This is a genomic window from Streptomyces sp. NPDC047130, from assembly GCF_040643475.1.
Classification (GTDB): Bacteria; Actinomycetota; Actinomycetes; order Streptomycetales; family Streptomycetaceae; genus Streptomyces.
The window spans coordinates 129,939-144,399 of the sequence record NZ_JBEYUK010000011.1 but is presented as its reverse complement, the minus strand read 5'-3'; the positions used below and the strand labels follow the sequence as shown (position 1 = coordinate 144,399).

At 73.8% G+C, this 14,461-nt stretch carries 14 protein-coding genes; 10 read left to right on the top strand and 4 right to left on the bottom strand.

The window, feature by feature from the left end:
- The first annotated feature begins 94 nt into the window (after nt 1-94).
- Together ABZ836_RS16170 and kynU are read left to right on the top strand one after the other, a co-directional pair.
- Nucleotides 95-934, top strand: coding sequence for a tryptophan 2,3-dioxygenase family protein (locus ABZ836_RS16170; protein ID WP_356136751.1), 840 nt, complete (start codon nt 95-97; stop codon nt 932-934).
- A complete protein-coding gene (gene kynU / locus ABZ836_RS16165; protein ID WP_356136753.1) occupies nt 927-2,129 on the top strand; it encodes a kynureninase in 1,203 nt (400 codons plus the stop codon). Before ABZ836_RS16170 ends, kynU begins: the two co-directional genes overlap by 8 nt.
- A 67-nt stretch (nt 2,130-2,196) precedes the next feature.
- On the opposite strand, the gene ABZ836_RS16160 is transcribed toward kynU, so the two are convergent.
- The 3 genes from ABZ836_RS16160 to ABZ836_RS16150 form a co-directional block, all read right to left on the bottom strand.
- Complete coding sequence (locus ABZ836_RS16160) at nt 2,197-2,847, bottom strand: hypothetical protein (RefSeq protein ID WP_356136755.1); 651 nt, start codon at nt 2,845-2,847, stop codon at nt 2,197-2,199.
- 103 nt (nt 2,848-2,950) lie between these two features.
- Nucleotides 2,951-3,661 (bottom strand): GntR family transcriptional regulator, encoded by a 711-nt coding sequence (locus ABZ836_RS16155; protein WP_356136757.1) that lies wholly within the window; start codon nt 3,659-3,661, stop codon nt 2,951-2,953.
- Nucleotides 3,662-4,204: 543 nt separating this feature from the next.
- Nucleotides 4,205-5,068 carry an SLATT domain-containing protein gene (locus ABZ836_RS16150; RefSeq protein WP_356136759.1) on the bottom strand — a complete coding sequence of 288 codons (864 nt, stop codon included), beginning with the start codon at nt 5,066-5,068 and terminating at the stop codon, nt 4,205-4,207.
- Nucleotides 5,069-5,451: 383 nt separating this feature from the next.
- Here ABZ836_RS16150 and ABZ836_RS16145 point away from each other — a divergent pair, with 383 nt between their 5' ends.
- The 6 genes from ABZ836_RS16145 to ABZ836_RS16120 all read left to right on the top strand — a co-directional run bounded on the left by ABZ836_RS16145 (nt 5,452) and on the right by ABZ836_RS16120 (nt 10,977).
- On the top strand, nt 5,452-5,796 hold the full coding sequence (locus ABZ836_RS16145) for a YbaB/EbfC family nucleoid-associated protein (protein WP_356136761.1): 345 nt from the start codon (nt 5,452-5,454) through the stop codon (nt 5,794-5,796).
- A gap of 73 nt (nt 5,797-5,869) precedes the next feature.
- Nucleotides 5,870-6,469, top strand: coding sequence for a recombination mediator RecR (gene recR, locus ABZ836_RS16140; RefSeq protein ID WP_356136763.1), 600 nt, complete (start codon nt 5,870-5,872; stop codon nt 6,467-6,469).
- On the top strand, nt 6,462-7,121 hold the full coding sequence (locus ABZ836_RS16135; RefSeq protein ID WP_356136765.1) for a DUF5063 domain-containing protein: 660 nt from the start codon (nt 6,462-6,464) through the stop codon (nt 7,119-7,121). The genes recR and ABZ836_RS16135 overlap by 8 nt, the downstream gene beginning before the upstream one ends.
- Before the next feature lie 247 nt (nt 7,122-7,368).
- On the top strand, nt 7,369-8,643 hold the full coding sequence (locus ABZ836_RS16130) for an aspartate kinase (RefSeq protein WP_356136767.1): 1,275 nt from the start codon (nt 7,369-7,371) through the stop codon (nt 8,641-8,643).
- A 511-nt stretch (nt 8,644-9,154) separates the two neighbouring features.
- Nucleotides 9,155-9,766, top strand: coding sequence for a SigE family RNA polymerase sigma factor (locus ABZ836_RS16125; RefSeq protein ID WP_356136856.1), 612 nt, complete (start codon nt 9,155-9,157; stop codon nt 9,764-9,766).
- 170 nt (nt 9,767-9,936) lie between these two features.
- On the top strand, nt 9,937-10,977 hold the full coding sequence (locus tag ABZ836_RS16120; RefSeq protein WP_361142578.1) for a hypothetical protein: 1,041 nt from the start codon (nt 9,937-9,939) through the stop codon (nt 10,975-10,977).
- A gap of 39 nt (nt 10,978-11,016) precedes the next feature.
- Here ABZ836_RS16120 and ABZ836_RS16115 read toward each other — a convergent pair whose 3' ends face one another.
- Nucleotides 11,017-11,946 carry an SURF1 family protein gene (locus tag ABZ836_RS16115; protein WP_361142575.1) on the bottom strand — a complete coding sequence of 310 codons (930 nt, stop codon included), beginning with the start codon at nt 11,944-11,946 and terminating at the stop codon, nt 11,017-11,019.
- A 68-nt stretch (nt 11,947-12,014) separates the two neighbouring features.
- Here ABZ836_RS16115 and ABZ836_RS16110 point away from each other — a divergent pair, with 68 nt between their 5' ends.
- Both ABZ836_RS16110 and ABZ836_RS16105 read left to right on the top strand, forming a co-directional pair.
- Complete coding sequence (locus tag ABZ836_RS16110; RefSeq protein WP_361142572.1) at nt 12,015-13,835, top strand: prolyl oligopeptidase family serine peptidase; 1,821 nt, start codon at nt 12,015-12,017, stop codon at nt 13,833-13,835.
- A 103-nt stretch (nt 13,836-13,938) separates the two neighbouring features.
- The gene (locus ABZ836_RS16105) at nt 13,939-14,439 is read left to right on the top strand and encodes an ATP-binding protein (RefSeq protein WP_361142569.1); all 501 of its coding nucleotides are present in this window, start codon (nt 13,939-13,941) and stop codon (nt 14,437-14,439) included.
- Nucleotides 14,440-14,461: the final 22 nt, after the last annotated feature.

Genomic DNA, 14,461 nt, shown 5'->3' with positions numbered 1-14,461 from the left:
GGGGATCATTACGGAGGATTGCCGCGGGGACCGGGGCCCCCGTGCCGGTATCGGCAGGGGCGGACCGCTACCCGGAGTACAGCAGGAGACAGCGATGTCCCGACAGGCTCAGCAGACCTTCGAGCCGGAGACCCCGCATCTCGAGTTCGACGGCTCGACGCCCTACGAGGACTACGTCCGGGCGGATGTACTGACCCACCTCCAGCAGCTCCGCTCGGACGACCCGGGCGAGATGGTCTTCCTGGTGACCACCCAGGTCATGGAGCTGTGGTTCACCGTGATCGTCCACGAGTGGGAGACGGCCGCGCAAGCCCTCCGCCGTGACGACGTGCCGACCGCGACCGACGCGCTCAAGCGCTCGGTGCGCGAGCTGGAGGCCCTCAACGCCTCCTGGATCCCGCTGGGGCAGCTCACCCCGGCCCAGTTCAACTCCTACCGGGGCGCCCTCGGCGAGGGCTCCGGCTTCCAGTCGGCGATGTACCGCCGCCTGGAGTTCCTCCTCGGCGACAAGTCCCGTTCGATGCTGGTCCCGCACCGCGGCACGCCGCGCGCCCACGCGGAGCTGGAGAAGGCCCTCCACGAGCCCTCGCTCTACGACGAGGTGCTGCGCTTCCTGGCCCGCGCCGGCCACGCGGTGCCGGAGGCCGTGCTGCGGCGTGACGTCTCCGCCAAGTACGAGCCGTCGTCCGAGGTCGAACGGGTGTGGACCGACATCTACACCCGGGACCAGAACGACCCGCTGGTCCGCCTCGGCGAGGCGCTGACCGACGTCGCCGAGCTGGTCTGGCGCTGGCGCAACGACCACCTGGTCGCCACCCGCCGCGCGATGGGCGCCAAGACCGGCACCGGCGGCTCCGCCGGCGTCGCCTGGCTGGAGAAGCGCGCCCGCAACACCGTGTTCCCCGAGCTCTGGACGGCGCGCTCCTATGTCTGAACTCCTGTCGAAGGCCACCGAGCTCGACGCCCGCGACCCGCTCGCCGGCCTGCGGTCCCGCTTCGTCCTCGACGACGCCGTCTACCTGGACGGCAACTCCCTGGGCGCGCTGCCCGTGGGCGTCGCCGAGCGGATGCAGGACGTCGTGCGGCGGCAGTGGGGCGAGCTGCGGATCCGTTCCTGGGAGGAGAGCGGCTGGTGGACCGCGCCCGAACGGGTCGGCGACCGGATCGCCCCGCTGATCGGCGCGGCGCCCGGGCAGGTCGTGGTGGGCGACTCCACCTCGGTCAACGTCTTCAAGGCGCTGGTCGCCGCCGTCCGCATCGCCCGTGAGGGCGACGGGGCGGTCGAACGGGACGAGATCCTGGTCGACGCCACCACCTTCCCCACGGACGGCTACGTCGCCGAGTCCGCGGCCCGGATGACCGGCTGCTCGCTGCGGCCGGTGCGGCCCGGCGAGGTGCCGGCCGCGCTCGGCCCGCGCACCGCGGCGGTGCTGCTCAACCACGTGGACTACCGCGCCGGGCGGCTGCACGACCTGCCCGGGCTCACCGCCGCGGTCCACGCGGCGGGCGCGGTCGCCGTCTGGGACCTCTGCCACAGCGCGGGCGCCCTGCCGGTGGGACTGGACGAGCACGGGGTCGACCTGGCGGTCGGCTGCACGTACAAGTACCTCAACGGCGGGCCCGGCGCGCCGGCGTACCTGTACGTCCGGAGCGACCTCCAGGAACGGTTCGACACGCCGCTGCCGGGGTGGAACTCGCACGCCGAGCCGTTCGGGATGCGCCCCGACTACGCGCCCGCCGCGGGCGCGGTGCGGGGGCGGGTCGGCACGCCGGAGATCCTCTCCCTCCTCGCGCTCGACGCGGCGCTGGACGTCTGGGAGGGCGTGGACATCGCGGCGGTGCGGCGGAAGTCGCTGGCGCTCACCGACTTCTTCCTCGAGTGCGTCGACGCGTACGTGCCCGAGGGCGTCGTCGAGTGCGTGACGCCGCTCCCGCACGAGGAGCGGGGCAGCCAGGTCTCGCTGCGGACCGCACGGGCCGAGGAGGTCATGTCCGCGCTCATCGCCCGCGGCGTCGTCGGCGACCACCGCCGCCCCGACATCCTCCGCTTCGGCTTCACCCCGCTCTACGTCGGCCACGCCGACACCGAACGCGCGGCCCGCACCCTCGCGGAACTCCTCCGTCCCTGACATCCCCTGGCCCGCCCCCGGCCGGGGGGCGGGCCCCACCCCCGCCGGAGCGACGGGGGCCGGGGCGTCAACTGAAGACGATCATGGAACCCTGGGCCAGGCTCCGGACCGCCGCCGCGTGCAGCCCGAGCCACACATGCCGCTCCCGGGCGAACGGACTCGGGTCGTACGGCGCCGGATCCGCCGGTTGCTCCAGCTCCGTCGGCGACGACGGCGGCGCGGGCGCCGCGGGCGGCGCGGCCGGGTCGATGCCCAGCGCCGGGGCCACGAACTGCAGGTCCCGCAGCAGCCCGTGCGAGGACCCCAACGGCCCTCCGTTGTCCAGGAGTTCGTCGTTGACCAGGGGGTAGGGGAAGTCGACCGGCAGGTACGACCCCGCGTGGTCGTAGTGCCACACGAGGTGCGACTGCTGCGCCGTGGACTCGAACATCTCCAGCAACTGCTCGTAGTCGCCGCCGAGTTCGTCCACCGGCGTCACCGGCAGCCCGCAGGCCTGGAGCAGGTAGGCCCGTCGCAGGAAGTGCAGTGCCTCGTAGTCGAAGCCGGCGACCGGGGCGACCTCGCCCGAGGTGCCCGGCATGTACTGGTGGATCGGCACCGGCTGCGCGCCGGTCGCCATCAACGCCCGGTCGTAGAGCGCGAGTTCCTCGGCGAAGGGGTTGTCCGGGGTGTGGCACAACACGTCGACGAGCGGGACCAGCCACAGGTCACAGGCCAAAGGACGACTCCTCGGGTCGGAGGTGGAAGGGGAAGCGTAGTGGGTGGGGGCCGTCCGGCCCCCGCGGAACCCGTGCAGAAGTGGTCCCCCGGGAAGGGGACGTCTACCCGTCCCCGGCGGTGAGCCGCTCCACGAGTTCCAGCGAGAACGCGTTGCTCTCGGCCACCAGCCGCTGCGACTCACCGGTGTCGCCCCGCCCCAGCGCGTCCACCAGGGCGGTATGGCCGGCCCACATGTGGGCCCGCAGGTCGGCGAGCCGCCGCAGGTGCTGCACCGTGCACACCCACGCCTGCACGCGCAGCCGGTGCAGGAAGTCCGACAGGTACGGGTTGCCGAAGAGGCCGCTCAGCTCCCGCCAGTAGCGCAGGTCGTAGCCGATCAGCACGGACAGCTCGCCGGAGTGCGCGGCCCGCTGGCACTCCTCGCCGCGCCGCCGCACCGCCGCCAGCGCCGTGGTCTCCGCCGCGTCGGGGAAGGACGGGCCGGCGACCGCGGCCCGGTCGGCGAGCCGCAGGAACATGCCGTCCGAGATCAGCGCCCGGGCCTGCACGATGTGCCGGAAGTCCTCGGCGGTGAAGGCGCGCACCCGGAACCCGCGGTGCTGCACCGCCTCCAGCAGCTCCTGCGCCGCCAGGTCGACCAGTGCCTCGCGGACGGGGGTGGCGGAGACGCCGTACTGCTCCGCGATCTCCTTCACGGTGAACTCCTGGCCGGGGTGCAGCCGTCCGGCCAGCACCTCGTCCCGCAGGGCCTCGGCGATCTGCTGCCGCAGGGTGCTGCGGGTCACCGGGCCCGGGGCGCCGGTCGCCCCCATCGGCGTTCTCCCTTCCCGGTTCGTCACCGCCGCGCCTCGGCCGAGCCGTCCGTGTACGTGTGTGTACGCGGTCACCTTAACCAGCGGGCGGGAAGCCGGCCCGCGGCCCTCCTCGCCCGGGGGAGAGCGCCGTCACGCTTCCGACCGGAGCTGTCGGGACCGCGGGACACCGGGACGGTGCCCGAGGAGTTCCTGGGGGAGTGGTCCGCCGTCATCGAGAACGCCGCCGGGACGAACGAGCGGCAGCTCACGGTCGTCCAGGGCGACGTGGGGGACCCGGTGCCGACGCTGGTGGCGTCGGGGCCGCTGGAGGGCACGGCCTCCTCCTACCGCTGCGTCTTCGAGGCCGACCTCACCCGGGCGCCCGGCGGTGACGGCGAGCTCCGCCTGGGCCCCTCCCGGGTGGTGGACGGTGCGCCCCTGTCCTCCTGCAGCCCCGGCGACCCCTCGGTCCTCACGGTCTCCCCGGACGGCACCCTCACCCGCCGCATGACCGACGGCGAGAGCCTCACCTGCACCGCGGGCCGACCGGCGGCCCGGGCGTCACCTCGCCTCCGGCGGCCGCTGGCGCGGCATGTTGGGGCGGGGCGCGGCGAGCGAGATGCGGCCGTGGGCGCCGACGGGGACGGGCGGGTCGCTGCGGGAGGGGTCGAGGGACGCGCGGGCCACGGAGGGGAGTTCCCCCCGACGGAACTCCCCCATCCAGTCCGCCGTCTCCGCCCGCACCAGCTCCGTGACGTCCTCGGAGAACCTCCGCAGCACTCCCAGGCACCGCTCCGCGGCCTCCCCGGCCGTGCCCTCCGTCGGTCCCAGGACCTCCCGCACGTTCTCCGACGCCCAGTCGAACTGCAGCGCCTGCAGCCGCCGCTGCACCGCCTGGGCGGTGGCCATGTCCCGCATCCACCCGGAGGTCACCCCGAAGAACCGGTCCGCGCCCGCGCAGCCGAGGGCCAGCAGCAGCGACAGGTACCCCCACGGGGCCGCTCCGTCGACCACCTCGGCGAGGTCCAGCAGCGGCAGGCCGGCCGCGAGGACCGCCCCCGCCGCCGCGCCGCCCCGCAGCGCCCGGGCGGTGCGCCGCTTGCGGACCCGGTCCGCGAGGTACCACGCGCAGGTCTCCAGCGCGCACCGCTCGACCCACCGGTACAACTCGTCCAGCCGCCGGGCCGGGACGTCCCAGTCGCCCTGGGGGAAGGGCCGGCCCGTCAGGTCCCCGGGGAGCCCGGGCCCGGAGCCCCCGGGCCGTCGCCCGGCGCCCGCGCGCCCCCAGGTCCCCGCCGCCTTGCCGGCCCGGCCGCCGCCCACCGGCCGCGCGTCCGCAGCGGACGTCCCCTCGGACCGTCCGCCCTCGCGCGGCGGCGACGGCGGCTCCTCGGACCCGCTCCCCGGCATCTCCGGCTGACTCACCCGGCTACTCCCCACAACCTGTTGACGATCCCTGCCGACCCGTCGGCCGGCACCCTCCCGCACCCGCCCCCCGCAGCGCGACCTCAGCCCGTACCGTCACTGTGGGTAGTGGCATAGTCACGTGGCGTGCTCCGGTGTCGGCGTCCTTCCTACCCCCCAACGAGTGGCACAGGCGGCGGTTTGAAACGCGGTTCCGCGCGAAGTGGCCCGTGATCAGGCGCAGGACCCCCGACACGCTCACCCGAAAGTGTGACGGGGCGCGTGCCGGGTCGACCGCGTAGGCTCGTGCAGGAGGGGTGAATCTTTCCGCCCCGACAGGACAGACGTGTGTTGTTCCGCGCGACCGCAGCGTCGTGCGACCGTACGAGCCCAGGAGCTGAATCGTGTTTCCCGGTGGTGGCCAGCCCAACATGCAGCAGCTGCTCCAGCAGGCCCAGAAGATGCAGCAGGACCTGGCCCGCGCCCAGGAGGAGCTGGCGAACACGGAGGTCGACGGTCAGGCCGGCGGCGGCCTGGTCCGCGCCACCGTGACCGGCTCCGGCGAGCTGCGCGCCCTGGTGATCGACCCCAAGGCGGTGGACCCGGAGGACACCGAGACCCTCGCCGACCTGGTGGTCGCCGCGGTGAAGGCCGCCAACGACAACGCCCAGCAGCTCCAGTCGCAGAAGCTGGGCCCGCTGGCCGAGGGGCTCGGCGGCGGCAGCGGTATTCCCGGTCTGCCTTTCTGACCGGGGCGGCGGCCACTACCGTACGTAGGGAAAGGCGGCTCCGCCGGGAGCACCGAGGAAGGCAGGCAGGGCGTTGTACGAGGGCGTGGTCCAGGACCTGATCGACGAGCTGGGAAGACTTCCCGGCGTCGGTCCCAAGAGCGCGCAGCGCATCGCCTTCCACGTCCTGCAGGCCGAGCCGACGGACGTCCGCCGGCTCGCCCAGGCGCTGATGGAGGTCAAGGCCAAGGTCCGCTTCTGCGCCACCTGCGGCAACGTCGCGCAGGAGGAGCAGTGCGCGGTCTGCCGCGACCCCCGCCGCGACCCCTCCGTCATCTGCGTGGTGGAGGAGCCCAAGGACGTCGTGGCGATCGAGCGGACCCGCGAGTTCCGCGGCCGCTACCACGTGCTGGGCGGCGCCATCAGCCCCATCGAGGGCGTCGGCCCCGACGACCTGCGGATCCGGGAGCTGCTCGCGCGGCTCGCCGACGGCAGCGTCACGGAGCTGATCCTCGCCACCGACCCCAACCTGGAGGGCGAGGCCACGGCGACGTACCTCGCCCGCATGATCAAGCCCATGGGCCTCAGGGTCACCCGCCTGGCCAGCGGCCTCCCGGTGGGCGGCGACCTGGAATACGCGGACGAGGTCACCCTCGGCCGCGCCTTCGAGGGGAGACGACTCCTAGATGTCTGACGCGACGCTGCACTCCACGGCACAGGATCCCGGCGACTTCGCCGTCCAGATCGCCGACCAGGTCGAGAGCTTCCTGGTGGCGGTCACCGAGGTGGCCCGGGGGGACGAACCGGACTCCGCGGTCCCCTTCCTCCTGCTGGAGGTCTCCCAGCTGCTGCTGGCCGGCGGCCGCCTCGGTGCGCACGAGGACATCGTGCCGGACGAGCGGTACGAGCCGGACATGGGCCCGGAGCCCGACGTGGACGAGCTGCGGGAGCGGCTCGCCGCGATGCTGGACCCGGTCGACGTCTACTCGGAGGTGTTCGACCCGTACCAGCCGCGCCGCGCGCCGGTCCCGGCCCGCATCTCCGACGACCTGGCCGGCGTCATCACCGACCTGCGGCACGGCATGGCGCACTACCGCGCGGGCCGGGTGACCGAGGCGCTGTGGTGGTGGCAGTTCTCCTACCTCTCCAACTGGGGCGCGATGGCCTCGGGCGCGCTGCGGGCGCTGCAGTCCGTGGTGTCGCACGTCCGGCTCAACCAGCCCCTGGAGGCGCTGGACGGCCTGGACACCGACGAGCACCTCGAGGAGGAGGCGCTGGCGGAGGCCGCGGGCGAGGTCATGTTCCAGGAGATCGCCGGTCCGCTCGGCCTGCGCCGCGTGAAGTAGTCCCCTCCGTCGCTTCTCGTTCCGGCTGCTCAGGGGTTTACCGTCACCCGTTCGGGGGAGGTGCGGTTCGGCCGGGGTGGTGCGGGAGCCGCCCCGGTCGCCTGTGGGCGGCACCGCACAGCGTCGTGCAGAAAACGGACATCTCATCATCCGGTTGACCGGATGGGATTTTCGGCCGCTCGTTAGACTGAATCGACCGCCGCACACCTGTGCGTGCGGAGAGAAACGAAGCGAGCGAGGAGCGCACGTGGGCCTTGTCGTGCAGAAGTACGGAGGCTCCTCCGTAGCCGATGCCGAAGGCATCAAGCGCGTCGCCAAGCGGATCGTGGAGACGAAGAAGAGCGGCAACCAGGTGGTTGTCGTGGTCTCCGCGATGGGCGACACGACGGACGAGCTGATCGATCTCGCCGAGCAGGTGTCACCGATCCCTGCCGGGCGCGAGCTCGACATGCTGCTGACCTCCGGAGAGCGGATCTCCATGGCGCTGCTGGCCATGGCGATCAAAAACCTGGGTCAGGAGGCCCAGAGCTTCACGGGCAGCCAGGCCGGCGTCATCACCGACTCGGTCCACAACAAGGCGCGCATCATCGATGTCACGCCGGGTCGCATCCAGGCCTCCGTGGACGAGGGCAACGTCGCGATCGTCGCCGGTTTCCAGGGCGTCAGCCAGGACACCAAGGACATCACCACCCTCGGCCGCGGCGGCTCCGACACCACCGCCGTCGCCCTCGCCGCCGCGCTGGACGCGGACGTCTGCGAGATCTACACCGACGTGGACGGCGTGTTCACCGCCGACCCGCGCGTGGTGAAGAAGGCCCGGAAGATCGACTGGATCTCCTTCGGCGACATGCTGGAGCTGGCCTCCTCCGGGTCCAAGGTGCTGCTCCACCGGTGCGTGGAGTACGCCCGCCGTTACAACATCCCGATCCACGTGCGGTCGTCCTTCAGCGGGCTGCCGGGCACCTGGGTCAGCAACGAGCCGAAGCAAGGGGAGCAGCAGGTGGAGCAGGCGCTCATCTCCGGTGTCGCCCATGACACCTCCGAGGCCAAGGTCACGGTCGTCGGCGTGCCCGACAAGCCGGGCGAGGCCGCCGCGATCTTCCGTGCGATCTCCGACGCGGAGATCAACATCGACATGATCGTGCAGAACGTCTCCGCGGCCTCCACGGGCCTGACGGACATCTCCTTCACGCTGCCGAAGTCCGACGGCCCCAAGGCCATCGAGGCGCTGGAGAAGGCCCGCACCGAGATCGCCTTCGACTCGCTGCGCTACGACGACCAGATCGCCAAGATCTCCCTGGTCGGCGCCGGCATGAAGACCAACCCGGGTGTCACCGCGGACTTCTTCGACGCGCTCAGCCGGGCCGGCGTCAACATCGAGCTGATCTCCACCTCGGAGATCCGCATCTCGGTGGTCACCCGCGCCGATGTCGTCAACGACGCGGTGCGCGCCGTGCACAGCGCCTTCGGGCTCGACTCGGAGAGCGACGAGGCCGTCGTCTACGGCGGCACCGGACGCTGATCCTCTCCGTTCGGCCACGACCGGTGGACGCCCGTTCCGGGTGACCGACCGGCCGGTGGAACCGGGGCCCGCCTTTCCTCGTCTTCTGGCGAGGAAAGGGGGCCTTTTCCGCTTTCGGCGGGCCTCAAATTCCCTGGCCAGCGCCTGATTCGTTTATATGATCGACGTCCGGCGGCCCGGGCAGGCCGCCGCGAAGGCACTTGCCTCGGCACCGGTCCTCGTCCGAGGATTCTCCTTTCCTCCCCGCCCTCCGGCGGAGCGGGGGAGGGCCGGTGCGGTCCGGGGGGACGCCGCGCCTCCCGCCGTGAGGGCGGACGGGGGGTGTCGAGGGACATGAGGGGAAGAGCGGGGCGATGAAGAATTTCGCGACGGATTCGACGAGGGCGTACAACCCTCGGCAGGGTCGGGCCGTCCAACGGGCGTGGCAGAGGTTCTCGACTTCCCCGTGGCGGCGCGCAACACCGGCCTGCGCCCCCGCCGGTCCCCCCGACCCGGCGGTCCGCCGGGCGGCATGCCGGTGATCGCGCCGATGCCGTCGGCGCGACGTGCCCGTGTTCCCGCTCCCCGGAAGGGCGACGGCGCCGCCGTGCCGCCCCAGGCCGTCGCGGGCGCCGGCACGACGGCCGAGGCCGGCACCACGGTCGACCTGCTGACCGCGACCTACCGGGAGCACTACCGCTCGCTGCTGCGTCTCGCCGCGCTGCTGCTGGACGACACCGCCTCCTGCGAGGACGTCGTCCAGGAGGCGTTCATCCGCGTCCACTCGGCACGCCGCCGGGTCCGTGACCCGGAGAAGACCCTCGCCTACCTGCGGCAGACCGTCGTGAACCTCTCCCGCTCCGCGCTGCGCCGCCGCATCCTCGGCCTGAAGCTCCTGTCGAAGCCGATGCCGGACATGGCCAGCGCCGAGGAGGGCGCCTACGACCAGCTGGAGCGCGACTCCCTGATCAAGGCGATGAAGGGGCTGCAGCGCCGCCAGCGCGAGGTGCTGGTGCTGCGGTACTTCTCCGACATGACCGAGGCCCAGGTCGCCGAGACGCTGGGCATATCCGTGGGCTCGGTGAAGGCCTACGGCTCGCGCGGCATCGCCGCCCTGCGGGTCGCGATGGGAGCGACCGCATGACCGAGCCCGAGGGCAAGGGGCGGCAGGACGGGCCCGGCCGGTTCCGGCCGTCCCGCGCACGCCGCACCCGCCACTCCTGGCATCCTTTGCTCCCGTCGGACACCGATCCGGCGCCGGAGCCGAGCCGTACCGGCCCGCACCGACCCGAACCGCACGGTGGGAACCAACCTGTGAACGAACGCCCCGACGAACAGAGCCTCGGGTCCGGGCTCGGTCCGGACGAGGCGGAGCTCCGACGGCTGCTGCACCAGGCCGTCGAGGACCTCGAGCCCCAGGACGACACCCTCGACTACCTCCGGCGGGCCGTGCCCGCCCGGCGGGCCCGCAAGCGCCAGGCCCTCGTGGGCGTGGCCGCCGCCGCCCTGTTCGCCGGCACCGCGGTGCCGACGGCGCTGCACGTGTCCTCGGCGGGCTCCGCGGAGGACGTGCGGGCCGGCGGCGCGGCGGGCAGCCCGGAGGTGCAGGGCGGCCAGGGCGACGACCTGAACGCGGGCGCCGGCGGCGCCGGCCGCGAACTCCCCGGCCTGCCCGGCGTGACCGAGGACGTCGAGTCCCCGGGCGCCGACTCCGAGGGAGGCGAGGACGGCGGCGCCGAGACCGCCCCCGCGGCGGCCCCCGCCTGCACGGCGGCCCAGCTGTCGGTCGCCGCCCCCGAACTGGGCGCGGTCGGCGGGGACGGCAGCGTCCCGGGCGTGTTCCGGGTCTACAACTCCTCCATCGCGGGCTGCGCGGTCACCGACCCCGGCACGGTCTCGGTCACCGCCCAGGGCGACGCCGACCCGATGCGCGTCAGCGTCGCCCGGCAGGCGGGCGAGGGCGAGGTGGAGCGGCTGCTGCTCGGCCCCGGCCAGTCCTACCTGATCCGCGTCTCCTGGGTGCCCTCCGCGTCCTGTCCCTCGACCGACCCGGTGGACCCGCCCCCGACCACGGGCTCGGACGGCGGCACCTCCGGCGGCACCGACAGCGGCACCACCGCGCCTCCCACGGTCGGCGGCGGCACCGACGGCCGGGTGGGCGCGACGGGCGGCGACAGCACCGCGGACGGGGTGACCACGCAGCTCGGCACCGCCCGGACGAACTCCGGCGGCGGCAGCGTCCTCGTCACCTACCACCCGCAGGGCTCGGACGGCGCGGCCACGCCGGCCTCCCTGACGATCCCGGGCGCCTGCGCGGGCACCGTGTACCGGACGGGCATCGTCGCGGGCGGCTGACGCGACACCGGGGGCGGCCGGCGCCCGCGCCGCGGAGCCTCAGCGGGCGGCGGGAGCGGACTCCCGCCGCCCGCCTTCCGGGTCCACCGCCGCGCCGTCGCCGCCCTCGCGCTCGCCCTGGCGCTCGTCCCCGCCCTCGCGCTCGTCCCCGCCTTCGCGGGAGTCCTGAGCGGCGTCCTGGACGGAGTCCTCAGCGGCGTCCTCGGGGAGGATGCCCAGCTCGGCGTCGCGGGCGAACTCCACCTCGCGGCGCAGCAGGCGGAACCACATGAAGACGACGAAGCCCGCGAAGACGAACCACTCGCCGGTGTAGCCCAGGTTCTGGAAGGCCTTGAGGTCGAGGCCGCTGTCCGGCGCGGCGGCGGGCGGCACCGCCTTCATCCCCGCGTCGCCCTCGTTGAGCGTGACCCACGCGTCGTACACGTCGTACGGCACCAGGTTCACCAGCGAGGCGGCGCTGATCGCGCCGGTCTGCCCCTCGGGCAGGCCCCCGGCGGCGGGCACGCCGTCCTGGCCGGGCGTCTCGGACACCTGGAGCGCCCCGGTGACGGTCACCTCGCCCCGCGGCGGCGCGGGCGCGGCGGCCGGGTCGGGCTCGCCGGGCAGCCAGCCGCGGACCACCGGGAGCGCCTTGCCGCCGTCGGTGCGGAGCAGGGTCAGCACGTAGTAGCCGGGCCGCTCGTCCAGCGCGCGGTCCGGCACCAGGAGCTGCTCCCCGTACCGACCGGTGGCGGTGGCCTGGTCGCCGACCGTCTGCTTGTCCACGGGCAGCAGTTCGTCCACCGGGCGGGCGGTGCGGGGGTCGGCCTCCCGGTCGGCGGCGGCGCGCGCCGTCGCGTCGCGGTGGCCGTCCACGCGGGCCTCGAACCGGTCGAGCTGCCATGTCCCCATGAACACGCAGAACGGCACGGCGAGCAGCAGGAAGACGTTGATCGCCCACCAGCGGGGCGTCAGCAGGAACCGGTACACGCCGCCAACGGTACCGGTGCCCTTCCCCCGGCCCTCCTGCGGGCGTCCCCGGCAGGCAGTATGGGGGCATGACTGACAGCAGCGGGCCGGCCGAGACGCCGGAGACCATGCCGGACTGGGAGAAGCGGTTCAGGGCGCCCCGGGTGTCCCTCCCCGACTGGGCGGAGGACGCCCCCGACCGCTCCCTGTTCGTCTCCAACGCGACAGGAACCTACGAGCTCTACGCCTGGGACCGTGCCACCGGCGCGCAGCGCCAGGTCACCGACCGACCCAACGGCACCACCGACGGCGTGCTCACCCCGGACGGCGCCTGGATCTGGTGGTTCGACGACACCGACGGCGACGAGTTCGGCGTCTGGCGCCGCCAGCCGTTCCACGGCGGCCCCGACGAGGAGGCGGTCCCCGGCCTGGAGCCGTCCTACCCCGCCGGTCTCGCCCTCGGACGGGACGGCCGCACCGCCGTCGTCGGCCGCTCCGCCGACGAGGAGGGCACCTCCATCCACCTGGCCCGCGAGGGCGAGGACCCGGTGGAGATCTACCGCCACCAGGAGTCGGCCGGCGTCGGCGACCTCTCGCACGACGGTTCGCTGATCGCCGTCGAGCACACCGAGCACGGCGACGCCATGCACTCCGCGCTGCGCGTGCTGCGCCCCGACGGCGCCACCGTCGCCGAGCTCGACGACACCAAGGGCGGCACGGTGGAGCTGGGCCTGGAGGTCCTCGGCTTCGCCCCGGTCGAGGGCGACACCCGCCTCCTGGTCGGGCACCAGCGCCGTGGCCGCTGGGAGCCGATGGTCTGGGACGTCGCCACCGGCGAGGAGACCGACCTGGCCCTGGAGCTTCCCGGCGACGTGAGCGCCGAGTGGTACCCGGACGGCTCGGCGCTGCTGATCGCGCACAGCTTCGAAGCCCGCAGCGAGCTGTTCCGCCTCGACCTGGCGACCCGCGCCCTGGCGGAGATCACCACCCCGCCCGGCACGGTCTCCGGCGCGACCGCCCGGCCCGACGGCAGCGTCGAGTACCTGTGGTCCTCCGCCGCCGAGCCGCCGGTGGTGCGTTCCACCGCCGGCCGCGTGGTGCTGGACCCGCCCGGCGCGAAGGCGCCCGCCTCGGTGCCGGTGGAGGACGTCTGGGTCGACGGTCCCGGCGGCCGCATCCACGCGCTGGTGCAGAAGCCGGCCGGGGCGAGCGGCCCGCTGCCCACCGTCTTCGACATCCACGGCGGCCCCACCTGGCACGACAGCGACTCCTTCGCCGCCGGCCCGGCCGCCTGGGTCGACCACGGCTACGCGGTGGTCCGGGTGAACTACCGCGGCTCCACCGGGTACGGCCGGGAGTGGACGGACGCCCTCAAGCACCGCGTCGGCCTGATCGAGCTGGAGGACATCGCCGCCGTCCGGGAGTGGGCGGTCTCCTCCGGTCTCGCCGACCCGCGCCGCCTGGTCCTCACCGGCGGTTCCTGGGGCGGCTACCTCACCCTCCTCGGCCTGGGAACCCAGCCCGACGCGTGGGCGGTCGGCATCGCCGCCGTCCCGGTCGCCGACTACGTGACGGCGTACCACGACGAGATGGAGGCGCTGAAGGCGATGGACCGCACCCTCCTGGGCGGCACCCCGGAGGAGGTCCCGGAGCGCTTCGAGGCGTCCTCCCCGATCAGCTACGTCGACCGGGTCACCGCCCCGGTCTACATCTCGGCGGGCGTGAACGACCCGCGGTGCCCGATCCGGCAGGTCGACAACTACGTCAAGCGGCTGGAGGACCGCGGCGCGGTCCACGAGGTCTACCGCTACGACGCCGGCCACGGGTCCCTGGTGGTCGACGAACGGATCAAGCAGCTCCGCCTGGAGCTGGACTTCGCGGCGCGGCACCTCCCCGGCGCGGAGGACTGACACGAACTGTCCGTAGCCGCCGGGGGCGCGCGGATATACGCAACGTCACCATTCGTTCACGGTGCGATGCGTCAACGCCCTCCGAGCGGGATACGGATAGGCCGTGCTCACAGATACGACCAGCTCCGACGACAACCCCCGGCGGCGCGCGTCCGAGCGGCGCGCGCCGGCGGCCGGGGGACCCGGACACCCGGAACCCCTGGTGTTCGGGGCCCAGTTCAGGTCATCGCCCCGCGGGGCCCGGCAGGCCCGGCACTGCGCGGTGCGCCGGCTGGCCGAGTGGGGGCATCCCCCGGCCTCCGACCTGTCCTGCGCGGTCGCCCTGCTGGTCGGCGAGCTCGCCGCCAACGCCGTCCGCCACGGCCGCGTGCCGGGGCGGGACTTCGCGCTCCGCCTGACGGTCGACGAGCCGTCCGGCATCGCCCGCGTCGAGGTCGTCGACGCCTCCGAGACCCCGCCGCCCACGACGGCCGCCGCCCAGGCCCCGGGGGACGCGGAGTCGGGCCGCGGCCTGTTCCTGGTCGACACCCTCGCCACCCGCTGGGGCTCCCACCCGCGGGAACCCATCGGCAAGATCGTCTGGGCGGAACTGAAGATCAACTGACGCCGCGGCCACGGGCAGTACT